This is a genomic window from Spirillospora sp. NPDC047279, from assembly GCF_040643285.1.
GTDB lineage: Bacteria > Actinomycetota > Actinomycetes > Streptosporangiales > Streptosporangiaceae > Spirillospora.
On sequence record NZ_JBEYUA010000001.1, the window covers coordinates 512,610 to 532,958 of the forward strand.

25 protein-coding genes, 1 tRNA gene and 1 pseudogene are annotated in these 20,349 nt (G+C 70.0%); 20 read left to right on the forward strand and 7 right to left on the reverse strand.

The window, feature by feature from the left end; translation table 11 throughout:
- The first annotated feature begins 39 nt into the window (after positions 1-39).
- From ABZ810_RS02515 to arsB, 10 genes are all read left to right on the forward strand, one after another.
- Entirely contained in the window at positions 40-1,299 is a 1,260-nt protein-coding gene (locus ABZ810_RS02515; protein WP_358398212.1) for a PAS domain-containing sensor histidine kinase, read from the forward strand.
- Positions 1,300-1,432: 133 nt separating this feature from the next.
- Positions 1,433-1,615 (forward strand): VOC family protein, encoded by a 183-nt coding sequence (locus ABZ810_RS02520; RefSeq protein ID WP_358398214.1) that lies wholly within the window; start codon positions 1,433-1,435, stop codon positions 1,613-1,615.
- Positions 1,616-1,631: 16 nt separating this feature from the next.
- Entirely contained in the window at positions 1,632-1,970 is a 339-nt protein-coding gene (locus ABZ810_RS02525; RefSeq protein ID WP_358398216.1) for a YciI family protein, read from the forward strand.
- Between the two features lie 9 nt (positions 1,971-1,979).
- Positions 1,980-3,188, forward strand: coding sequence for a sigma-70 family RNA polymerase sigma factor (locus ABZ810_RS02530; protein ID WP_358398218.1), 1,209 nt, complete (start codon positions 1,980-1,982; stop codon positions 3,186-3,188).
- 269 nt (positions 3,189-3,457) lie between these two features.
- Positions 3,458-3,928, forward strand: coding sequence for a DUF5990 family protein (locus ABZ810_RS02535; RefSeq protein ID WP_358398220.1), 471 nt, complete (start codon positions 3,458-3,460; stop codon positions 3,926-3,928).
- Positions 3,929-3,966: 38 nt separating this feature from the next.
- A complete protein-coding gene (locus tag ABZ810_RS02540; protein ID WP_358398222.1) occupies positions 3,967-4,866 on the forward strand; it encodes a Clp protease N-terminal domain-containing protein in 900 nt (299 codons plus the stop codon).
- A 190-nt stretch (positions 4,867-5,056) separates the two neighbouring features.
- Positions 5,057-5,560 carry a hypothetical protein gene (locus ABZ810_RS02545; protein ID WP_358398224.1) on the forward strand — a complete coding sequence of 168 codons (504 nt, stop codon included), beginning with the start codon at positions 5,057-5,059 and terminating at the stop codon, positions 5,558-5,560.
- An 89-nt stretch (positions 5,561-5,649) separates the two neighbouring features.
- On the forward strand, positions 5,650-5,781 hold the full coding sequence (locus ABZ810_RS02550; protein WP_358398226.1) for a winged helix-turn-helix domain-containing protein: 132 nt from the start codon (positions 5,650-5,652) through the stop codon (positions 5,779-5,781).
- 63 nt (positions 5,782-5,844) lie between these two features.
- Positions 5,845-6,198, forward strand: coding sequence for a metalloregulator ArsR/SmtB family transcription factor (locus ABZ810_RS02555; protein WP_358398228.1), 354 nt, complete (start codon positions 5,845-5,847; stop codon positions 6,196-6,198).
- 265 nt (positions 6,199-6,463) lie between these two features.
- Positions 6,464-7,510, forward strand: a complete 1,047-nt coding sequence (gene arsB / locus ABZ810_RS02560) for an ACR3 family arsenite efflux transporter (RefSeq protein WP_358398938.1) — start codon at positions 6,464-6,466, stop codon at positions 7,508-7,510.
- 126 nt (positions 7,511-7,636) lie between these two features.
- Here arsB and ABZ810_RS02565 read toward each other — a convergent pair whose 3' ends face one another.
- Positions 7,637-7,897 (reverse strand): hypothetical protein, encoded by a 261-nt coding sequence (locus ABZ810_RS02565; protein ID WP_358398230.1) that lies wholly within the window; start codon positions 7,895-7,897, stop codon positions 7,637-7,639.
- A 47-nt stretch (positions 7,898-7,944) separates the two neighbouring features.
- Here ABZ810_RS02565 and ABZ810_RS02570 point away from each other — a divergent pair, with 47 nt between their 5' ends.
- The 4 genes and pseudogenes from ABZ810_RS02570 to ABZ810_RS02585 all read left to right on the forward strand — a co-directional run bounded on the left by ABZ810_RS02570 (position 7,945) and on the right by ABZ810_RS02585 (position 9,725).
- Positions 7,945-8,349 carry an arsenate reductase ArsC gene (locus tag ABZ810_RS02570; protein ID WP_358398233.1) on the forward strand — a complete coding sequence of 135 codons (405 nt, stop codon included), beginning with the start codon at positions 7,945-7,947 and terminating at the stop codon, positions 8,347-8,349.
- A gap of 378 nt (positions 8,350-8,727) precedes the next feature.
- Positions 8,728-9,087 carry a nuclear transport factor 2 family protein gene (locus ABZ810_RS02575; protein ID WP_358398234.1) on the forward strand — a complete coding sequence of 120 codons (360 nt, stop codon included), beginning with the start codon at positions 8,728-8,730 and terminating at the stop codon, positions 9,085-9,087.
- A gap of 247 nt (positions 9,088-9,334) precedes the next feature.
- A pseudogene (locus tag ABZ810_RS02580) lies at positions 9,335-9,388 on the forward strand (hypothetical protein); the annotation flags it as partial.
- 40 nt (positions 9,389-9,428) lie between these two features.
- Positions 9,429-9,725: a winged helix-turn-helix domain-containing protein gene (locus ABZ810_RS02585; RefSeq protein ID WP_358398236.1), complete on the forward strand. Its 297-nt coding sequence runs from the start codon at positions 9,429-9,431 to the stop codon at positions 9,723-9,725.
- Positions 9,726-9,869: 144 nt separating this feature from the next.
- Here ABZ810_RS02585 and ABZ810_RS02590 read toward each other — a convergent pair whose 3' ends face one another.
- A complete protein-coding gene (locus tag ABZ810_RS02590) occupies positions 9,870-11,360 on the reverse strand; it encodes a carboxylesterase family protein (protein ID WP_358398238.1) in 1,491 nt (496 codons plus the stop codon).
- Positions 11,361-11,454: 94 nt separating this feature from the next.
- Between ABZ810_RS02590 and ABZ810_RS02595 the strand changes: the two genes are divergently transcribed.
- Together ABZ810_RS02595 and ABZ810_RS02600 are read left to right on the forward strand one after the other, a co-directional pair.
- Entirely contained in the window at positions 11,455-12,054 is a 600-nt protein-coding gene (locus ABZ810_RS02595; RefSeq protein WP_358398240.1) for a TetR family transcriptional regulator C-terminal domain-containing protein, read from the forward strand.
- A 238-nt stretch (positions 12,055-12,292) separates the two neighbouring features.
- Positions 12,293-12,574, forward strand: coding sequence for a hypothetical protein (locus ABZ810_RS02600; RefSeq protein WP_358398940.1), 282 nt, complete (start codon positions 12,293-12,295; stop codon positions 12,572-12,574).
- Here the strand turns inward: ABZ810_RS02600 and ABZ810_RS02605 are convergent.
- Positions 12,534-12,609: transfer RNA gene (locus ABZ810_RS02605), tRNA-Glu, on the reverse strand. The genes ABZ810_RS02600 and ABZ810_RS02605 overlap by 41 nt on opposite strands.
- Before the next feature lie 83 nt (positions 12,610-12,692).
- Positions 12,693-14,282, reverse strand: coding sequence for a metallophosphoesterase (locus ABZ810_RS02610; RefSeq protein ID WP_358398242.1), 1,590 nt, complete (start codon positions 14,280-14,282; stop codon positions 12,693-12,695).
- 32 nt (positions 14,283-14,314) lie between these two features.
- Here ABZ810_RS02610 and ABZ810_RS02615 point away from each other — a divergent pair, with 32 nt between their 5' ends.
- A complete protein-coding gene (locus ABZ810_RS02615; RefSeq protein WP_358398942.1) occupies positions 14,315-14,656 on the forward strand; it encodes a metallopeptidase family protein in 342 nt (113 codons plus the stop codon).
- 143 nt (positions 14,657-14,799) lie between these two features.
- The gene (locus ABZ810_RS02620; protein ID WP_358398245.1) at positions 14,800-16,254 is read left to right on the forward strand and encodes an MFS transporter; all 1,455 of its coding nucleotides are present in this window, start codon (positions 14,800-14,802) and stop codon (positions 16,252-16,254) included.
- Positions 16,255-16,267: 13 nt separating this feature from the next.
- Here ABZ810_RS02620 and ABZ810_RS02625 read toward each other — a convergent pair whose 3' ends face one another.
- The gene (locus ABZ810_RS02625) at positions 16,268-16,615 is read right to left on the reverse strand and encodes a PspC domain-containing protein (RefSeq protein ID WP_358398248.1); all 348 of its coding nucleotides are present in this window, start codon (positions 16,613-16,615) and stop codon (positions 16,268-16,270) included.
- Positions 16,616-16,807: 192 nt separating this feature from the next.
- Here ABZ810_RS02625 and ABZ810_RS02630 point away from each other — a divergent pair, with 192 nt between their 5' ends.
- On the forward strand, positions 16,808-17,848 hold the full coding sequence (locus ABZ810_RS02630; RefSeq protein ID WP_358398251.1) for an aspartate-semialdehyde dehydrogenase: 1,041 nt from the start codon (positions 16,808-16,810) through the stop codon (positions 17,846-17,848).
- Between the two features lie 96 nt (positions 17,849-17,944).
- Here ABZ810_RS02630 and ABZ810_RS02635 read toward each other — a convergent pair whose 3' ends face one another.
- On the reverse strand, positions 17,945-18,163 hold the full coding sequence (locus ABZ810_RS02635; RefSeq protein WP_358398253.1) for a DUF2277 domain-containing protein: 219 nt from the start codon (positions 18,161-18,163) through the stop codon (positions 17,945-17,947).
- A gap of 190 nt (positions 18,164-18,353) precedes the next feature.
- On the opposite strand from ABZ810_RS02635, the gene ABZ810_RS02640 reads away from it, so the two are divergent.
- Positions 18,354-18,494: a hypothetical protein gene (locus ABZ810_RS02640; RefSeq protein ID WP_358398255.1), complete on the forward strand. Its 141-nt coding sequence runs from the start codon at positions 18,354-18,356 to the stop codon at positions 18,492-18,494.
- A gap of 202 nt (positions 18,495-18,696) precedes the next feature.
- Here ABZ810_RS02640 and ABZ810_RS02645 read toward each other — a convergent pair whose 3' ends face one another.
- Positions 18,697-20,256: a M28 family metallopeptidase gene (locus tag ABZ810_RS02645; RefSeq protein ID WP_358398257.1), complete on the reverse strand. Its 1,560-nt coding sequence runs from the start codon at positions 20,254-20,256 to the stop codon at positions 18,697-18,699.
- Positions 20,257-20,349 lie beyond the last annotated feature (93 nt).

Here is a 20,349-nt window from a genome sequence, read left to right on the forward strand (position 1 = left end):
CTATTCTGGGGATGAGACGGCAAACCGGGGGGTGCCGTGATGACTGACGTGGATTTCTGGGACGTGTTCGATGCGGCTCCGGTCGCGCTGTCGGTGCTTTCACCCGATCTGGCGTTCGTTGCGGTGAACCGGGCTCACGAGAGGTTGTTCGGCAAGACCCGCGCGCAGTGTGTCGGCCGGAACGCCTTCGAGGTGTTCCCGGGAAAGTCGTGGCCGGAGGGGGTGCGGACGCTGCGGTCGTCGCTGGAACGGGTTGTGGCCGGCGGTGAGGGCGAGGCCGACCTGCTGCTGTTGCAGCGCTACGACATCGAGATTCCCGGAAGGCCGGAGGCCGGCCGGGAACGGTACTGGAGCGTGGCCAGTTGCCCGCTGCGCCATCGCGACGGGACGGTCCGCGGCGTGATCGTGCGCATGCAGGAGGTCACCTCGTTCGTCGACAGGATGCGTGAACAGGCCGGCCGGACGTCCGCCGGCGCCGGTGGGACGAGCGTGACCGCGGTCGAGGCCCAACTGTTCGCCCAGGCCGAGGAACTTCACGAGGTCAACCAGAGGCTGCGCGACGCCGAGGCGAGGGAACGGCGGGTCTCCGAAGGGCTGCGGGAGATGGTGCGGCGCCAGCGCCAGGTGGTCGCCGACGCGTCCCACGACCTGCGTAACCCGGTCTCCGGCCTGATGACCCGGCTGGAGGACGCTCTCGTCGATCCCGACGCCGACCCGCGCGAGACCATGCAGGCCGCTCTACACGACGCCGAGCGCCTCGGTGACATCATCGGCGACCTGCTGGAACTGGCGCGGTTGGAGGCATCGGCGCCGATGCCGGCCGAACAGGTCGATCTGGCCGATCTCACACGTGCCGAAGTGGCACACCGCCGATCAGAGGCCACCGTCACCCATCTCACCCCTGGGACCGTGGTGGCCGCGTCCCCGATCCGGTTGGCCCGCCTCGTCACCAACCTGCTGGCCAACGCCGAACGCCACGCCCGTTCCCGCATCGACGTACGTCTCACCGCCCGTGACGGATACGCGGCACTGGAGGTGATCGACGACGGACCCGGCATTCCGGATGCCGACAAGGAGAACGTCTTCGCCCGCTTCTTCCGCCGTCCCGACGCGCGCACCAGTGACTCGGGCGGCAGCGGCCTGGGCCTGCCGATAGCCCGCCAGATCGCCGAGACCTACGGCGGCACCCTGCACGCCGCCGACCGCGCCGACGGCTCCTCCGGAGCCCGCCTGATCCTGCGCCTGCCGCTCCACCACCCTCACCCGACCCCGGATGGCTCCAGCCACCCTGCTCGATGACATCCGAAGAATCCGCGTCTGCCCGCCCATCGCCGGTGAGCATCAGCTCGACCAGAGAATTCCTGAGGATGTCGGGGCGAGGGCGGCGCCGTTCGTCTTGGGGGTGAAGGCACCCCGACGACAGGAGCAGATCATGAATCCGGCCTTCCAGACGCCCATGCCTGGCGACGTCGACGCCAAGTACGCCGAACTGGTCGAGGCGGGGTATGAAGGGGCGAAGGAGCCATGGGACGCGTTCTGGGGCATGCGCTACGCGACCGTCCTGGACCCCGACGGCAACGGCATCGACCTGTACTGCCCGCTGCCCGGAGCCTGAACGGGAAGGAACCGCCGTGAAGTACGTGATGTTGTTCGTCGAGACCGAGGCGTTCGCCAAGGAACTCGCGGAGATGAACGACGATGACCGACAGGCCGCCTACGAACGGGTCGGTCGATGGTTCGCCGACCATGCCGCGCAGATCACCCACCACGCCCACCTGCGGCCCGCGCACACCGCCACCACGGTCCGTCTCGAGGGGGGTGGCGCGGTCGTCAGTGACGGGCCGTTCGTGGAGGGCAAGGAAGTGGTCTCCGGGTACGCCGAGCTCGAGGTCGCCGATCTGGACGAGGCACTGGCCATCGCCAGGAGCTGGCCCGCCTGCCCCCTCATCGAGATCCGTCCCCTGACCTGACGGGTATTCATGAACTCCTCACAGGCGGAGGTCCACAACGAGCTGGCTCGCGTGCTGCGCGAGCACGCGGGCCGGCTCTCCGCCTGCCTGATCCGGGTCCTGGGCGACTTCGCGGCAGCCGAGGACGTGATGCAGGACGCCATCGAGGTCGCCTTGCAGCGCTGGCCCGAGGAGGGCATCCCCGACAACCCGGGCGCGTGGCTGCTGACCGTGGCGCGGCGGCGTGGCCTGGATCTGCTTCGCCGGCAGGCCCGCTATCGCGGCAAGCTCGCACAGCTCAGCTGGCCCGTCCCCAGCGAGCCCGACGACCGGCTCAAGCTGATCTTCACTTGCTGCCATCCCGCTCTGCCCGAGCCCGCCCAGGTGGCGCTGACCCTCCGCACCGTCTGCGGCCTGACCACCGCGCAGATCGCCGCTGCTTTCATGATCCCCGAGAGCACGGTCGGGCAACGCATCACCCGCGCCAAGCGCAAGATCACCGAGGCGGGCATCCCGTACCGCATCCCGTCCGATGCCGAACTGCCCGCACGCCTCAACCAGGTGCTGGCCGTCGTCTACCTGCTGTTCAACGAGGGTTACCTGTCCAGCACCGGCGACCGCTCCCACGCCCGCGACCTGGCGGACGACGCCGAATGGCTCGCCGCCTCCCTCGCGTGGCTCATGCCCCGCCAACCCGAGGTCCTGGGCCTGCTGGCTCTCATCCGGCTGCATCAGGCCCGCGCCGCCGCCCGCTTCGACCCCGACGGCGACCTGATCCTCCTTCGCGACCAGGACCGCACACGCTGGGACCACGACGCCATCACCGACGCCACCCACCTCATCGAACGCGCCGCCACCCACCGCGATCCCGGCCCGTACCAACTGCAAGCGGCCATCGTCGCCTGCCACGCCGAAGCCCCGACCTGGGACGACACCGACTGGACCCAGATCACCGTCCTCTACGACATGCACCTGCACATCGCGCCCAGCCCCGTCATCCGCCTGCACCGCGCCATCGCCCTGCGTCACGTCCAAGGCCCGGCCCAAGCCCTCTCCGAACTCGACGCGCTCACTGCCGACCTGGACCGTCACCACCTCTTCCACGCCGCCCGCGCCGAAATCCTCCGCGACCTGGACCGCCACCTCGAAGCCCACACCGCCGACCGCCGCGCCCTGGCCCTCACCGCCAACCCAGCGCAGCAGGCCCTCCTCGCCGAACGCCTGGACCAAACCTGGTGACGGCTGCTGAAGGAGTCGCGCCTCACTAACGCAGCACGCCCGTGACCTCGATGGCAGCCGCTTCACGCGGCCTTAAAGCGAGGTCGAGAAGGGGCGGGCTCAGCTCGTAGCTGCGCCGGAAGCGGCCCGCGACGGCGAGGGCTTTGGCGATGGTCAGCGGCAGGGCGAGTGCAGCCCGCCCCCAGCCTGACGCGGCACCGAGGCCGCCTCAGCTCCTCGATCACCTCCTCAGCGTGAGGAGCGAGCGGGTGCTCGGGGATGATGATGGGATGTTGGTGCGGATCGAGGGCTTCCAGTTGCCGGGGCGCGACTGCGGTGAGCGGCCGGGCTTTCCCGGTTATCGCAACATCCATGTCGGCGTGCAGCGGCGCAATCGGCCGCAGGAGATTCGGGACCTGTATCCGGGCGATGCCCAGTCAGCGGTGTGGGACCTGGAGGTGACCGCGAAGCGGATAGCCAGCGGATGGGATCTTCTTGGCCCTGAGGTGCAGGGTAGGCCGGCGGGCCGGTTCGTGTACCTGGCGTGGGGGACGGTCGACGACGCCGGGAACTTCTCGATGTTCCGGCGGGCCAAGTTGTGGTTCGACGGAGTTGCTCCGGAACTGCTCGCCGAGGCGGTACGGGACGGAGGGCTGCTGGCGCGGCTGAGCCTGACCGACGGCAAGGGTGAGCCCTTGTGCGCGACCGTGCGCCCGCCGCTGATCGAGTGGTCGCTGATGCCAGAGAAAGAGACAATCTGAGGTTGTCGAGCGGGCGGATGACAACTTAACGTTGTCGCATGGACGCCGAGGCACTGAACGTGCGGGCGCTGATCGAAACGACCCGCGCACGAGCGACCACCGACGACCCGCTCGTCCTCCTGGAGGCCGCCGTCGAGGTCGCCGCCACCGCCGGCGCGGTCGCCGACGCGATGCTCGAGCACTTCGTCGCCGCCGCACGTTCGGCCGGCACCTCCTGGACCGCGATCGGAGAACGTATGGGGGTCTCCAAGCAGGCCGCCCGGCAACGCTTCGCGGACCGGATCGGCCCCGGCTCCAGCCCGTTGGAAGCGGGCAAGGCGACCGTCGCGCCCAGGCTCGCGGCGTGCCTGGAGGCCGCCCAAGCCGCCGCCGACGCGGACGAGAGCGTGCCCGGCACCCAGCACCTGCTGCTGGGCCTGCTGCACGCCGGGGGCGCCGCCCTCATCCTGGACAGGGCGGGAGTGACTCGCGAGAAGATCCGCCAGGCCGGCGCACGGCTCTTCGAGCCCACCGTCCTCACCGGCGGCGATGGTCGAGAGCGCCGCGTGGTCGGCGACGGGAGCGCCGAGAACGCCTTGGCGATCGCGCACCGGATGGCCGCGAGCCGCGGCCAGAGTCATGTCCGGACCGAGCACCTGCTGTGGGAGCTGATCGCGGACGAAGGGTCGGCTTCCCGCCGCGTCGTCGACCACCTCGGCGTCAATGTCGGCGCGGTGAAGAAGCAGCTCAACGAGCTGATCCCGCCGATGCCCAGCCGCCCGCGCCGCCGCCAGAGCAAGGGGAGATGTGATCCCCGCGATCGCGCCTGCTCGTTCTGCGGCTGCGAAGCGCCCGAGCGTCCGATGGTCCACGGGCCCGGTGTCTGGATCTGCACGGACTGCGTCACCCTCGCCACCGACATCCTCGCCGCCGGCGATCGCGCCCTTCGCCCGGGATAGACCGGTCAACGGGGGCCGGCGACGACTCCGGCATTGAGTTGTCCGCCTCTGGCCTCACATCAACGCGAAGGTGGCCGCGGACCAGCGACGGGCATCATCCCCAGAGATGAAGCCTGCACGTCGCGCAACGTCGGTTGCCCGCTTCTCCGTGTGCCGCTGGCATGGGCCGCAGGCTCAAGGGGTGGTGTGAGTGCTGGAGGAAGCCTTCATCGTCGGGCACATCGGCTTCGGGCTGTCGGCGGTCATCGCCGGAGCCGTCGCGATGCTCGCGCCCAAGAGGCGGGGGCGCCATCCACGCGCAGGCGTGGTCTACCTGGGCGCCCTGAGCGGCGTCGCCGCCACGGCCATCGTGATCGTCGACTTCCGCCCGCACACCGCCTTTCTCCTACTGCCAGGCGGCCTGGCTGCAGCCGCTGCAGGCCTCGGTTACCTGGCCCGCCGCGTTCGCTGGAGGGGCTGGCTCGGCCACCACATCGTTGCCATGGCCGTCTCGTACATCGCACTGCTGACCGCGTTCTACGTTGACAACGGCCCACGCCTGCCGCTGTGGAAGCTGCTGCCCGCGATCAGCTTCTGGTTCCTCCCCGCTGCCATAGGTACGCCGATCCTCCTCCGTGCTCTGTTCCACCACGTTCCACCGCGCCGCCTCAGCCGCGACCATCTCGACCGATCCAGGCGAACAGGGGAGCTGTAAGCGGAGAGCGCGGCCGCGCCCCGACCTGGACGACCGGCGAGCTCAACCTGGGCGGAGCCTCCGTCCGGGTCGAGGGGCGCCTGGTCCGGATGCCGTTGCGGGAATCCGAGCTCCTCGCCTGCCTGACGCTCAACGCCGAGAAGGTCGTCAGCCGCGACGAGATCCGCGCTCACGTCTGGCGTACCGACAAGCTCATCACCGAGGAGTGGGATACCGGCTGACCAGCCCCTAATGAACGATGTTCACCTCAGAACAACATCGTTCGCCTTTCGTACACTCGACTCGTGGACGATGCTCGAGTGCTGCAAGTCATTGATCCCGCGGACGGCGACCTGTGCGAAGGTCACGTCGAGCTGTCCCCGATGGATCGTGAAGAGGCACAGCGATTGGCCCGCACCTTCAAGGCCGTGGCCGATCCGACCCGGCTCCAGCTGCTCAGCATGATCCAGGCCAGCCCCGACGGCGAGGCCTGCGTCTGCGATCTCACCAAGCCCCTCGGGCTCACCCAGCCGACGGTCAGCCACCACCTGAAGATCCTCGTTGACGCCGGCCTGCTCCTGCGCGACAAGCGCGGCATCTGGGTCTGGTACACCCTCGCCCCCGATCGTCACGCCGCACTCCTGGCCCTTCTGGCCTGATCCGCAGCTCTGACCAGGGCAGATCTTCCTGGGCTCATTGGACAAATACATAGACAGACGTCAATATAGATATCGGTCTATGTAGTGCCGGTGCCTGCCGGTGGCGTCGCCATGCATTGAGTGGCGCTCCACCGGGGGCCGGGCAAGGCCAGACGTCCATCGCGGTCCCACCTCCCGACACGGAAGGTCGTCCATGCTGCCCAACGCGCTCGATCAGGACAGCTCCAGCTCCACCTCGTCACCGGCCTCCGGCGTGGTCGGAGGGATGTCGTTCCTGGACCGGTTCCTGCCCCTGTGGATCGGCGCGGCCATGCTGGCAGGCCTCCTGCTCGGCCGTGGTGTCCCCGGCCTCGATGACGCCCTGGACGCCGTCAAGATCGGCGAGGTGTCGCTGCCGATCGCGCTCGGCCTGCTGTTCATGATGTATCCGGTCCTGGCCAAGGTCCGCTATGACCGGCTCGGAAGCGTGACCGGTGACCGCCGCCTGCTGATCAGCTCGATCGTGCTGAACTGGGTGCTCGGCCCCGCGCTGATGTTCGCGCTCGCCTGGATCTTCCTCCCGGACCAGCCCGAGTACCGCACCGGTTTGATCATTGTGGGCCTGGCCCGCTGCATCGCCATGGTCATCATCTGGAACGACCTGGCCTGCGGTGACCGTGAGGCCGCCGCCGTCCTGGTCGCGATCAACTCGGTCTTCCAGGTCGTCGCGTTCGCGGCGCTCGGCTGGTTCTACCTGGAGGTCCTGCCGTCCTGGCTCGGCCTGGACACCTCCCACCTGGACGTCTCGGCCTGGGACATCGCCAAGAGCGTCCTGATCTTCCTCGGCATCCCGCTCGTGGCCGGCTACCTCACCCGCACCTTCGGAGAACGCGCCAAGGGCCGCACCTGGTACGAGGACCGCTTCCTGCCCAAGATCGGGCCCATCGCGCTCTACGGCCTGCTGTTCACCATCGTCATCCTGTTCGCCCTGCAGGGCGACACCATCACCAACCAGCCCGCCGACGTCGCCCGCATCGCCGTCCCCCTCCTGATCTACTTCGCGCTCATGTGGGGCGGCTCCTTCGCCCTCGGCCGCGGCATCGGCCTCCCCTACGACCGCTCGGCCACCCTCGCCTTCACCGCCGCGGGCAACAACTTCGAGCTGGCCATCGCCGTGGCCATCGGGGTCTTCGGCGTCACCTCCGGCCAGGCCCTCGCCGGGGTCGTCGGCCCGCTGATCGAGGTCCCCGTCCTGGTCGGCCTGGTGTACGTCAGCCTCTGGGCCCGCCGCTTCTTCACCTCCGGCGTCAGCGCTCCTACCGTGGAGCGATGAGGTGAGCCCGATGACCGACCACGAACCTCCCGGCCAGCCGCCCCTCGTCTTCCCGGAGCTCTACCGAGTCTCAGACGAACTGGCCGACATCTTCGCCGGGACCTTCTCCCGCGAAACGATCGACCGCTACCTCAACTCGACCCAGGCATCGTCACCGTCGCCACCCGACTCGGGCTCGACCTCACCGGCGAGATCCCCAAGCCGCTCACCGGCGAGATCGTCCGCGCCGCCGACATCGTGATCACCCTCGGATGCGGCGACGCATGCCCCATCTACCCGGGCAAGCGCTACCTCGGCTGGCCCATCGTCGACCCAGAAGGCGCCCCACCCGCCCAGATCCGCAGCATCGCCGCCGACCTCGATCACCGCCTCACCCAGTTGATCCACGAACTGCTCCCGGGACACGAGCGCCCGGCAGATCAGTAGGGGGACCCATGTCCGACAAGCCCAGCGTCCTGTTCGTCTGCGTGCACAACGCCGGCCGCTCCCAGATGGCGGCCGGATACCTCTCCCACCTCGCGGGCGACGCCATCGAAGTCCGCTCCGCCGGATCCGCCCCCGCCGACACCATCAACCCCTCCGTCGTCGAGGCCATGCGCGAGGAAGGCATCGACATCACCGACCAGAAGCCCAAGATCCTCACCACCGACGCCGTCCAGGCCAGCGACGTCGTCATCACCATGGGCTGCGGCGACGTCTGCCCCGTCTTCCCCGGCAAGCGCTACCTCGACTGGCAACTCGACGACCCCGCCGGCCAAGGCGTCGACGCCGTCCGCCCCATCCGCGACGAGATCCGCACCCGAATCGAAAAACTCATCACCGAACTCACCCCCGGCTGAGCGGCGGCCAGCAGTGCCTGCAGCTCGGCGACTCCGAAGCCCTTCTTCTCCTCGCGCCCGCCGTGGAAGGTGATCGTCCGGTGGACGAGCCTGGTTCGCTGGCCAGGCTTGACGCATACCAGCCCGGCGACGGGCACCCGGCCGCTTCCCTTGCCGGTCACCTTCACGATCGGGGTCTGCCCGACCGGCGCCCAGGTCCGGGCCCTGGGCGGCCTCAGGCTCTGGCCGGACTCGTCCTGGAAGCAGATCCACGCCCGTTCGCGGGCTTCGACGAGGTCCTGGCGTTCCGTCGTCTCGGATGGCCGTCCACAGGCTGGATGATCAGCCGAACGTGAACATTCTGGTGGGCTGGTGGCGCCGGCTGGGAGGGTGGGCCTCATGGAGGATTTGCGAAACGCCGAGCGTCGACTCCAAGCCGCGCAGCTGGCAGGAGACGTCGAAGCGCTCGATCGACTGCTGGACGATCGGCTGATCTTCACCTTCGGTGCCAACGTTCAGACCAAGGCCGACGATCTGGAACTGCACCGCACCCGGACACAGGTGGTGAGAAGGCTGGTCGAGGAGGACCTGACGGTTCTCACCGACGGACGCGCTGGTGTCACCTGGTTTCTCGGCACGGTGGAAGGGAGTGTCTCCGGCACGCCGTTCACGGCCAGGATGCGCTACACCCGTACGTGGCTCCACGACGACGAGCACGGTTGGCGGATCATCGCCGTACACGCAGGCATGGTTGAGTGACACACTCCGGCAGCCTCTGAACGCCGCGACGTCGCCGCGGGTCACACCCTGGACAGCGGGCGTTCTGGGCCCTGAAAGGCGGAGGACGGCGCTAGTGATCTTGAAGGGGTAGGGTGTCGTAGCGTTACCAGGTGATTGCACTCGTGTATTTCTGCAGTACAGCGGCGGTATTCGATACCCCGAGGGTGGTGGGCTGACAGCCGAGGGCCGCGCCAAGCGGGAGCGAGTCCGGTTCGAGGCGGCGGACATGTTCGCCGCCGGGGTCGCTCCGACGGAGGTTGCGCGGCGGCTGCGAGTGACGCGGCGGTCGGTCGGCCGGTGGCATCGACAGTGGCGGGCAGGTGGCAAGAGCGCGCTGGCCTCAGGGCAACCCGTGCCGGCTGAACACCGGGCAGATCGAGTTGCTGAAGACCGAGCTGAACCGGAGCCTTGCAGCGCACGGGTGGGACGAAGACCAGCGGTGGACGCCGGCCCGGATCGCCACGCTGATCAACGAACTGTTCGCAGTGGACTACACCCTGCGCGGGGTGTCGTACCTGATGCACCGGATCGGGTGGTCGCCGCAGGTTCCCCTCCACCGCGCGGCCTACGGCGAGCCGCCACCCCGGCCAGCCTTGGGGGCAATGCGGGGTATGTGAAGTGAGCTATCGGTTTCGCCAGGTGGTTATCTCAGGTAGTGCATACCTTCCGGTAACCCTCTCGACGGGCTGTACGCCAATTCGCGCTGTCCCCGATGGGCAGGTGAGTGGCGGCGTCGCAGTCGTAGGAGCCGACCCGGACAATTACGAGAGATCGAAGGGGGCGGGGGAGTGGCCTTCCCAGATCTGGCGGGATGCCTGTTCGGGGTAGGGCAGAGTCTTCGACTCGGTGTCCAGGACGCGGGTGAGGTGCCCGCCGGGCCGGTGGGCGGACCAGCCCGCGTCGCCGGTGGTGACGAAGCGGACCCATGCCTCCTGGAGTTCGCGGGAGAGCGCGACGGCCTCGGGAGTGGGCTCCTCGCCGATGAGCTGGGTGCCGACGGGGCTGTCCAGCGTGCCGAACGCCAGAGGCACGTCGAGGCTGTGGCAGGCGCCCAGGATGCCGCCGAGGGCCGGGGCGGCCCAGCACAGTTCGAACAGGTACGAGGTGCCGCCGGCCGCGGCGTTCGCCTCGGCCAGCTTCTGTGACGGCATGCGGAAGAGGGCGTCGGAGTACACCGTCTCCACCAGTTCCTCCGGGCCTGCCTGCGGGAACGCGGCACGGTAGGCCCGCGCGCCGTCCGGCTGCGGGGCGAGCAGTTCCAGGGCCGAGTGGGCGTCCTCCTCGGTGAAGGTGCCGTACCGTCCGCTCATGACGCTGAAGTACCGGAATTCGTCCCGGGCGTGGCCGACGAGCAGTTCGGTCCCGCTCGCGCGCGCGCCGGTCAGCGCGGGCCAGGGCGTTTCCGGGAGGACCTCGCCGTCGACGACGGGGCACAACGCGGTGCCGGTCTCCGTGAGGCGTCCCCAGCTCTCCCGGTGCGCGTGGAGGCCGGCGTTGAAGGAGGTGAGCTCGGCGGCCAGGTGCCACGGGTCGATGTCGCGCAGGGCCTCGGCGGTGGGGGCCGCCGCGCCGAGCCGGTCCGCGAACGCGGCGGTGACCTGCCTTGCCAGCGCGGGGGTGCTGTGCAGCCCTGGCACTGAATGGGCGATGGCCCGCCGGAACAGGCCGCGCGCGGACTTCATCGTCAGCAGGGCGGCGACCGAGCCCGCCCCGGCGGACACTCCGGCCACGGTGACCTGGCCGGGGTCGCCTCCGAAGGCGGCGATGTTGCGCTGCACCCACTCCAGCGCCGCGATCTGGTCGAGGAATCCGCGGTTGGGCGGCACGTCGTCGAGGAACGCGAATCCCTCCGCGCCCACGCGGCAGTTGATGGTCACCACGACGACTCCCGCCCCGGCCAGCGCTGCCGGGTCGAACATCGGGTCGCTCGACGCCGCCGAGAGGTAGCCGCCCACGGGGATCCACACCAGCACCGGCAGTCCCGCCGCGCCGGGATCCGGAGTGCCGACGTTGAGCGTCAGCCAGTCGGTGCCCTGCGGGGGCACGTCGATCGGCAGGGACAGCGGCACCACGGGGCCGAACTCGACCGCCTGCCTCGTCCCCTCCCAGCGGTGCGGCGGCGCGGGCGCGGCGAAGCGCAGCGCTCCGACCGGGGGCTGGGCGTAGGGGATGCCGCGGAACACCGCGTGCCCCTGCCGCCGGCGCCCCTGCACCACGCCTTCCGTGGTCCGTACCTGTGGCTGTTCGGACATGACGATTCCTTCCCTCGATCGGACCCCAGGGTTATGGGTCAGATGTATTATGTCAACTGTATTGGAACAGTCCCGGGGTACGAGGGGGCCGGCGATGCCGAAACAGGTGGATCACCGCGGACGCCGCGAAGCGATCGCCCGCGCACTGTGGCGGGTGGTGGAGCGGCGCGGCGTCACACAGTTGACGATGCGCGTGGTGGCGCAGGAGGCGGGCATGTCACTCGGGCAACTGCAGCACTACTTCGCCTCCCGCACCGCCATGCTCTCCTTCGCCATGGACTTCGCGTCCGAGCAGACCTCGGTGCGCGTACACCAGGGGCTCGAAAAGCTCGGTGACCGTCCGCACCCCCGTGACGTGCTGCGACTGACGCTCGCGGAAATGCTCCCCCTGCATGCCGACGCCCGCGCGACCAGCCGGATGAGCGCCGCCTACGTCCTGGAGGCGCTGCACGACGAGGCCGTGCACGAGCAGGCGCGCCGCGGCCTCGTCCAAGGGCGGGCCCTCGTCGAGCAGTTGGTCCGCCAGGCGATCGCCGACGGGCACATCGACTCCGCCCACGACCCGGCGACCGAGACCAACCTGCTCCTCGCCCTCACCGGCTTCACCTCCCTGATCGAACTCGACGTGATCGAGCCGCAGGACGCGCTCGCCGCGATCGACGTGCATCTGGACCGGCTGTTCAGGAGTACGTGACCTGCCCCCGGGCACGGGGGCAGGTGGGGAACCGGCGGGCCACGACATCGGCGGGCGGGAAGATCAATCCGCCTGAGGCGTGGGTGTGGTCGAGTGAACGCGTCCATCAGGAACTGGTGAGCGTGGAGCGGTTCGTCCAGGCCCAGCAGGTGGCTCGGCGGCGGGAGGGTCCCGGACCGGTTCTGGGCCCAACTCGGCGTGCGCGAGCACGCGGCGTTCGTACGTCCTGCGGTCGTACATGTGCTGCACCTTGTGCGGGCGGCGGATGTTCGGCAAAGAGAGCCGGGGACGGATCTACTACATCTGCCGCCCCAAGAGGGCGCACCTGCCCGAGGGGCATCCGCCGAGCATCCGGGTCCGGGAGGAGCCGCTGATCAAGGGGCTGTCGCCCGAGATCATCCCGAACCGGCAGATGGTCGCTCACACGGTGCTGGGGGGCCGGGGTGGGGACGGCACTGGCGGTCGTGCAGCCGTGCGTCTGGTACCCCCTACCGGATTCGAACCGGCGCTACCGCCTTGAAAGGGCGGCGTCCTAGGCCGCTAGACGAAGGGGGCCCTGGTGCCTGTGGGCGGTGCCCACTTGACCATGCCAAGCATAGGGGACAACCAGGCTGGACGCATAAACGGTTGGCGGGTTGTCAGGGGCTGGGGGATCTGGGGGGTGCGGGGGTGCCTGAGGTGGGCGGGGGTGAGCTGGGCCATTGGGAGGGGAAGGTGGGCGAGGTCGGGGGAGGGGTGGGGGGTGAGGTCGGTGGGGTGATGGGGCGGTCGGGCTTGGGTTCGAGGTGGCGTTCGATCTGGGCGGAGGTGAGGCCCAGGCCGCCGAGGCGGAGGTCGTCCCAGCCCTGGAGGCGGTGGGTGGCGCGGCTGAAGTAGAGGACGGAGAGCTCGATGGGGGTGGGTTGTTCGTGTTCGAGGCCGCGGAGGCCGGCGCCGCCGGTGGAGCCCTGGACGAAGACGCGGGTGCCGGTGGGCAGGAGCTTGGTGGAGCGCTGGTGGGAGTGGCCGGAGAGGGCCAACGGTGTGAGGCCGGAGAAGCCCTCGGCCTGGTTGGGGTCGTGGATGACGGCGAGGTCGGGGGTTGTGCCGGTGGAACGGAGCTTCTGGGCCTGGGTGAGGCCGAGGGCGCGCAGCTGGTCGGCGCCGACGTTGTCGTCGCGGGTGGACTTGTCGGGGGTGAAGCGGGGGTCGCCGACGCCGTAGATGCGGAGGCCCTGCACCTCGCGGGTGGCGTCGTCGAGGACGACGGCGTTCTTCTGGTCTGCGACGGCGCGCTGGGTGGAGGCGGAGTCGTGGTTGCCGCGGACGAAGACGTAGGGGACCTTGAGGCTCTCGATGTCGGCGGCGAAGCGGTCCTCGGGGTCGCTGCCGTGGTCGGTGAGGTCGCCGCTGTCGATGATCAGGTTGACCTGGAACTGGGTGCTGACCGAGCGGATCACCGACCAGGCGGCGGGGTTGAGGTGGATGTCGGAGACGTGCAGGACGCGGATCGTGGAGGGGTCGGGCTCGTAGGTGGGGAGGGTGGAGGTGGCCGCGTAGAGCTTGGAGACGTTGCCCACCAGGCGGGCCAGCTGGGCGCGGTAGGCGCTGAAACGTTCGACGATGCTGCGGGCGTCGCCGACGACCTGGGGGGCGTTGGCCAGGAGGCCGGTGTAGCGGGGCTCGGCCAGGGCCTGGGGGTTGAACGTGGCCCAGGTGAGGGCCGTGAGGGCGATGAGCGCGGTGAACGTGGTGGCCAGGCCGGCCAGGGCCTTCCGCCAGGAACGGAAGACGATCAGGGCCGTGAGGAACGCCAGGGTGAGGGCCAGGCCGACCGCGCGGAGGAGCATGATCACGACTCCGTGGCGGAGCTCCGCGCCCACCTTGGTGGTGAGGTGGTCGACCTCGCTTTCACTTTCTATGAGGGCGCGGGCCTCTTCGGGGCGGAGGTCGGTGACGGCCGCCTCGAGGCCGATCGGGCCCCAGTGGGTGTCCAGGTGGAGGGCGCCCAGGGGCGGTATCTGGACCGTGGTGCCGCCGGTGAGGGACGGGCGCAGGTTCAGCGAGACGTCCGTGGGGCCGACCGGGGCGACCACGTGGCCGCCCAGGGTCAGCCCGAGGTAGCCGCCCAGGAGGCCGACGACCAGGACGAGGGTGACGCGGCCCGTACGGCGGGCGCGGGGGGTGCGGAGCCTTTTTACGGCTGGAGTGGCCGCCAGGCGGCTCAGCGCGGCCCGGATGCGGGTCACGGTGTCTCCTTCCGTCGAGCAGAATGACGTATGTGATCGAGATATCGCGTGAGGTCTTCGAGGACCTGGTCTCCGAGGCCCTCGACACCGTCCCGCCCGAGCTCGCCCGGGCCATGCGCAACGTCGTGATCGTCGTGGAGGACGTGTCGCCCGAGCCCGGCCTGCTCGGTCTGTACCAAGGCGTACCCCTCACCGAACGCGGCGACTGGTACGCCGGCGTACTGCCTGATCACATTTCGATCTACCGCAACGAGATCCTCGCAATCTGCGAAACCGAAGCCGACGTGGTCGATGAGGTGAGGATCACAGTCGTGCACGAGATCGCGCACCATTTCGGCATCGACGACGAGTGGCTTCACCAGCACGGTTACTGACTCCCGGGGCTCCCGGCGCGGGTGGGGCACGGGAGGCAAAGGGTTTCACCAATTGGGCACGGTAGGTCACATAACTGCCACGCAGCGTGAGTTAATAGGGGGACCGTCCGGAACCGGGCGGACCGAACTGGAGCGCGAGGCAGATGGGCCGGCATCGGCGTCCACCGGAAGAGCAGGCCACCTACCGCGAGGTCTTCGCGGTAGGTGAGTTCCGCGCTCTCTGGCTCGCCCAGGCGCTCTCGTACGTGGGTGATCAGCTGGCCCAGGTCGCGCTGGCGGTGCTGGTCTACCAGGCGACCGACTCGGCGCTGCTGACCGCGCTCACCTACGCCCTGACCTATATCCCGCCGATCGTGGGCGGGCCGGTGTTGTCGGGGCTGGCCGACCTCTTCCCGCGGCGCACCGTCATGGTGGTGTGCGACCTGGTCCGCATGGGCCTGGTCGCGCTCATGGCGCTCAAGGCGATGCCGTTCTGGCTGCTGTGCGCGCTGGTCTTCCTGACGGTGCTGCTGGGCGCGCCGTTCACCGCGGCGCGGGCGGCGCTGCTGCCGGACGTGCTGGACGGCGACCAGTACGTGGCGGGCTCGGCGATCAACAACATCACCCACCAGGCCACCCAGATGCTGGGGTTCCTGGCGGGCGGCGCGATCGTGGCGATGGTCGGCACGTACGAGGCGCTGGCCCTCGACGCGGTCACGTTCGGGGCGTCCGCGGTGGTCCTGGTCGTCGGGTTGCGGCGGCGGCCGGCGACCAAGCAGCGCGACACCGAGTCGCTGGGCCTGTGGCGCGGGACGCGCGACGGCGCCCGGCTGGTGTTCGGCGACCCGACGCTGCGTTCGCTGGTCTCGTTCGCCTGGTTGTGCGCGTTCTACGTGATCCCGGAGGGGCTGGCGGCGCCGTACGCGGCGACGTTCGGCGGCGGGGCGATCACGGTCGGCCTGCTGATGTCGGCGATGCCGACCGGCATGGTGATCGGGGCCTTCCTGTTCAGCCGGTGCGTCCGGCCGACCAACCGCATCCGCGCCATGGGCTGGATGTCGATGCTGGCGTGCGCCCCGCTGATCGGGGCGGCGACCCATCCGCCGCTGTGGGCGGTGGTGGTGCTCTGGGCCGTGTCGGGCCTCGGGAGCGCCTACCAGCTGGCGGCCAACGCGGCGTTCGTGGCGGCCGTGCCGCCGTCCGGCCGCGGCCAGGCGTTCGGCCTGGCCCAGTCCGGGATCCTGGCCGGTCAGGGCCTCGGCATCCTCATCGCCGGCGCCGGGGCGCAGTTCCTCGGGGTCGAGGCGGTCGTCGCGCTGGCCGGGATCCTGGGGTTGTCGGTCGCCGCCATGCTCACCCTCACCTGGAACCAGGTGCGCGGCGACGTGATCGCCGGCATGCGCGACCGGCCCGACCACCGCGCCGCCGTGCCGCCGGCCCAGCCCGCGTCCGGGCCCGCGCCCGAGCCCGTCGCGGTCGCCGGCAACGGCCGCGGCGATCTTCTCGTCGCCTCGCGGGAGACGGTCGGCCAGGCCGAGCGGCAGGCCCTCAACGGGCATGCGCTGAACGGGCGGGGCGGCCGCCCGGCCGGTGCGCGTCCTCCCGCTCCCGCTCCGTGAGCCGCACCCGCGGTCACTTCGAGGTGCGGACCTTGCTGACGGCGTCCTTGGTCTTCTGGGTGACGTCGTTGACCACTTCCTGGACCTTCGGGCTCTCCTTGCCCTTCTGGACGAGGTCCTCGGCGATCGAGGTGGGGGCGCCCTCCTCCGGGATCAGCACCCAGGCGACGGCGTAGAGGGCCACGCCCGCGCCGCCGAAGATGCTGAAGGCGGCCAGGGCCAGCCGGAGGATGTTGGCGTCGACGCCCAGGTAGCCGGCGGCGCCGGAGCAGACGCCGGCGATCATGCGGCCGTCGCGGGTGCGGCGCAGCTTCTTGGTGGCGGGGCTGGTGTCCTGCGGAACGTTCTTCTCCATGTCCATGCTCCGATACTTCCCTTTCGTCGGCCCTCCCCACATCGGGATTCGCCCTGATTCGCCCCTGAGGCGTCCCTGACCGCGGGGAGGAGGGTGAAGCGTTCCTTAAGTATCCTCCGTAGGAGTATTGATTGGACGCCCGCGCGAGGCCTGGGCAGACTCGTTGCCGCAGGCCATGCGAATCGATGAGGGAGCGGCATGAGAATCGGGATCGTCGGTGCCACCGGTCAGGTCGGCGCCGTCATGCTCAGGATCCTGGCCGAGCGCGATTTCCCGGTGGACGAGCTGCGGCTTTTCGCCTCGGCGCGTTCGGCCGGCAAGACCATCCCGTGGCAGGGCGGTGAGGTGACGGTCGAGGACGCGCAGACCGCCGACTACTCGGGCCTCGACATCGTGCTCTTCTCCGCCGGCAAGACCACCTCCAAGGCGCTGGCGCCCGCGGTCGCCGCGGCCGGCGCGGTCGTGATCGACAACTCCTCCGGCTGGCGGATGGACCCCGAGGTCCCGCTGGTCGTCTCCGAGGTCAACCCGGACGCCGCCCGCGTCCGGCCCAAGGGCATCATCGCCAACCCCAACTGCACCACCATGGCGGCCATGCCGGTGTTGCGGCCGCTGCACGAGGAGGCCGGGCTCGAGGCCCTGGTCGTCGCCTCCTACCAGGCGGTGTCCGGCAGCGGCCTGAGCGGCGTGGCCGAGCTGCACGAGCAGGCCCTCAAGGTCGTCGACGGGGCCGACAAGCTCACGCATGACGGCGGCGCGGTGGCGTTCCCCGAGCCGCAGGTGTACGTGCGCCCGATCGCGTTCAACGTGCTCCCGATGGCGGGCTCGATCGTGGACGACGGGCTGAACGAGACCGACGAGGAGCAGAAGCTCCGCAACGAGAGCCGCAAGATCCTCGACATCCCCGGCCTGAAGGTCTCCGGCACGTGCGTGCGCGTGCCCGTCTTCAGCGGCCACTCGCTCCAGGTCAACGCCCGTTTCAGCCGGCCGATCAGCCCCGAGCGGGCCACCGAGCTGCTGGCGGACGCCCCGGGCGTGGTGTTGTCCGACGTCCCGACCCCGCTCCAGGCCGCCGGCCAGGACCCCACGTTCGTCGGCCGCATCCGCCGGGACGAGACGGTGGAGAACGGGCTCGCGCTGTTCTGCTCCGGCGACAACCTGCGCAAGGGCGCCGCCCTCAACACGGTCCAGATCGCCGAGCTGGTCGCCGCGGAGCTGGCCGCCGCAAAGCAGTCCTGATCACGCACACCGCGTGATCGCGCACGTCGCCTGATCACGTCCCCGAGGCCCGTCACCCTGCCGGTGGCGGGCCTCGGCCGTGTGCGCGGCGGGTGGTCACGCGGAGCGGGCGCCCCGGACCTGGAGGGTGCCCAGGAGGCGGGCCGTGCTCTCGGCGATCTCGTTGACGGCCTGCTCGAACGCCTCGGCGTTGTGCGCGGCCGGAGCGCGGAAACCGGAGATCTTGCGGACGTACTGGAGCGCGGCGGCCCGCATGTCCTCCTCGGTGACATCGTCGGTGAACGGCGGGCGAAGGGTCTTGATACTGCGGCACATGCCCCCATTGTCACCCGTGCCACCGACAGCCGATCATCCCTGGTCACGGGAATGTCCAGATGTCCAGATGTCCACGTTCACCTGGACAAACGTCTCCGGAGCCTGAGGGCGCCACGGCCGTGCGATGCTGGCCGCGCACCTTCAAGATCACATGAACGTCCCCGGCGCGGGGAGTCCAAGGAGACAGACCATGCGGATCCGAATGATCGCCGCGGCCCTCGCGGGCGCGGTCCTCGCCGGAGGGCTCCGTCACCGCGTCACGGGCATCGTGGCCGCCGCCGCGGTCGCGTCCGGCCTCGTCGCCGCCCCGACCGCCGCACCTCGTTCGTGAACGCGTACTGAGCTCCCATCCGTACAGCAGGACGAGACCACGCGGATCGGCCTTCACCGGCCGGAAGCCCGAGCCGGACAGGCCGATCCGCGCACAGGACCAACTGACCCACGTGCGGGCTTTCCCGCAGGTGGTGTGCAACCGAGAACGGCCCGTCCCGACGCGGGGGGACGGGCCGTTCTCGGCACGCGGAGTCAGCAGGTCAGGACCTGGTGATCTTGATGTTGTCGATGCCGGCCTCGACGAGGCTGGCGGTGCTCGCGTCCGCCGCGTCCACGACGATCCGGACGGTCTGCCCGGCGTGGGCGGAGATGTTGGCGGTGGCGGTCTGCCAGGAGGCGGAACGGTTGGCGGCCGCGCCCGTGGTGTTCAGGACGGTCGTGGTGGTGGTGCCGACGACCCGCACGCGGACGTAGTCGGCACTGGACGCGTTGTTGAGGTGGCCGAGGTACCACGAGAACGACAGGCTCAGCGTCCCCGCCGGCAGGGTGATCGGGGCCGACTGGATGCTGCTGGTGCCGCCGTCCAGGTCGTTGTCGCCCACGGCCGCGCCGGCGGTGGCGCCGGTGACGAGGCTGTTGGTGCCGCCCGCGGCGGTCAGCTGCAGGGCGGTGCCTCCGCTGCTGGTGGCCTGGGCGACGCCGCGCTGGAACCGGCCGGCGGTCGCGGTGTCGGTGCTCGACGGGTTGGCGGTCCAGGCCTTGTCGGTCTCGAGGTCGTCGGTGTAGACGGTCTCGCCGGGCGGTGTGCCCGCTCCGGCCAGCGTCCACATCGTGTACGCGAGGGCGTCGGAGTTGCGGTCGAGCGCGGTGTCGTTGACGTTGCTCGTGGTGTCGCACGACCGGTGGTAACACTGGTCGAACGCTACGCCCGCGGTGCCGCCCCACAGCTGGGCCTGCGCCGACGACTTGATCCCCTCGGCGCCGGTGAACATGCCGCCGGCCGGGATGTTGTAGCGGATGAACCCGCCGTAGTCGGACCGGCCGTCGAACGCGGTGTCGCGCACCGGCACGTTGATCGAGGTGAAGTACGCGCGCAGCGTGTTCTCGATCTCGGCGGACCCGGCGGGGCCGCCGCTGCCCGCGGAGCCGTCGCCGTCGTAGGCGAAGTAGCCGGGGTTGGGCGAGCCGACCATGTCGTAGTTGACGTAGCCCTTGATCTTGGCGCGCTCGGTGGCGCCGAGGTTGTTGGTGTAGTAGTTCGAGCCGATCAGGCCGAGCTCCTCGGCGCCCCACCAGCCGAACCTCAGGTGCTTGGTGGGCTGGAAGTTGTCCCGGGCCACGGCCAGCGCGACCTCGAGGACGGCGGCGGAGCCGGTGCCGTTGTCGTTGATGCCGGGCCCCGCGGTGACGCTGTCGAGGTGGGATCCGGCCATGAGGACCTGGTTGGGGTCGCCGCCTGGCCAGTCGGCGAGCAGGTTGTAGCCGGTGGCGCCGTTGTAGGTGAACGACTGGATGGTGGTCGTGTAGCCGACCGCGTCCAGCCTGGCCTTCACGTAGTCGAGCGACGCCCGGTAGCCGGGACGCCCGTGGGCGCGGGTGCCGCCGTTCGCGGTCGCGATGCTCTGGAACTGCGTCAGGTGCGCCTTGACGTTGGCGAGGGGGATGTCGGGCGGTGCCAGCGCCGCCGCCTTGACGGCGGCGAGCAGGGAGTGGCCCGACGTGGCGGGGGCGGGCTTGGCCGCGGCGGCGGTGCCGCCGCCGAGCATGGCGGCGAGGGCCAGGGTGACCGCCCCGGCGGTCGCGAGTGCGCGCGATCTCATGCGTTTCCTCCGATCGGGTTGCCGGCTCGTGGCGGGTCCACCTGAGCGGTGGTGGTGGTGCGCCTGGTGGGGGCCGAAGGCGTACGACCCGCC

Coding starts and splice junctions, on each gene's coding strand:
- ABZ810_RS02535 (WP_358398220.1), top strand. CDS start 3,458: ATGTTGGTGCGGATCGAGGGCTTCCAGTTGCCGGGGCGCGACTGCGGT.
- ABZ810_RS02600 (WP_358398940.1), top strand. CDS start 12,293: ATGTGCTGCACCTTGTGCGGGCGGCGGATGTTCGGCAAAGAGAGCCGG.
- ABZ810_RS02530 (WP_358398218.1), top strand. CDS start 1,980: ATGAACTCCTCACAGGCGGAGGTCCACAACGAGCTGGCTCGCGTGCTG.
- ABZ810_RS02620 (WP_358398245.1), top strand. CDS start 14,800: ATGGGCCGGCATCGGCGTCCACCGGAAGAGCAGGCCACCTACCGCGAG.
- ABZ810_RS02515 (WP_358398212.1), top strand. CDS start 40: ATGACTGACGTGGATTTCTGGGACGTGTTCGATGCGGCTCCGGTCGCG.
- ABZ810_RS02590 (WP_358398238.1), bottom strand. CDS start 11,360: ATGTCCGAACAGCCACAGGTACGGACCACGGAAGGCGTGGTGCAGGGG.
- ABZ810_RS02645 (WP_358398257.1), bottom strand. CDS start 20,256: ATGAGATCGCGCGCACTCGCGACCGCCGGGGCGGTCACCCTGGCCCTC.
- ABZ810_RS02540 (WP_358398222.1), top strand. CDS start 3,967: ATGGACGCCGAGGCACTGAACGTGCGGGCGCTGATCGAAACGACCCGC.
- ABZ810_RS02595 (WP_358398240.1), top strand. CDS start 11,455: ATGCCGAAACAGGTGGATCACCGCGGACGCCGCGAAGCGATCGCCCGC.
- ABZ810_RS02550 (WP_358398226.1), top strand. CDS start 5,650: ATGCCGTTGCGGGAATCCGAGCTCCTCGCCTGCCTGACGCTCAACGCC.
- ABZ810_RS02635 (WP_358398253.1), bottom strand. CDS start 18,163: ATGTGCCGCAGTATCAAGACCCTTCGCCCGCCGTTCACCGACGATGTC.
- ABZ810_RS02575 (WP_358398234.1), top strand. CDS start 8,728: ATGGAGGATTTGCGAAACGCCGAGCGTCGACTCCAAGCCGCGCAGCTG.
- ABZ810_RS02630 (WP_358398251.1), top strand. CDS start 16,808: ATGAGAATCGGGATCGTCGGTGCCACCGGTCAGGTCGGCGCCGTCATG.
- ABZ810_RS02520 (WP_358398214.1), top strand. CDS start 1,433: ATGAATCCGGCCTTCCAGACGCCCATGCCTGGCGACGTCGACGCCAAG.
- ABZ810_RS02640 (WP_358398255.1), top strand. CDS start 18,354: ATGCGGATCCGAATGATCGCCGCGGCCCTCGCGGGCGCGGTCCTCGCC.
- ABZ810_RS02625 (WP_358398248.1), bottom strand. CDS start 16,615: ATGGACATGGAGAAGAACGTTCCGCAGGACACCAGCCCCGCCACCAAG.
- arsB (WP_358398938.1), top strand. CDS start 6,464: ATGTCGTTCCTGGACCGGTTCCTGCCCCTGTGGATCGGCGCGGCCATG.
- ABZ810_RS02570 (WP_358398233.1), top strand. CDS start 7,945: ATGTCCGACAAGCCCAGCGTCCTGTTCGTCTGCGTGCACAACGCCGGC.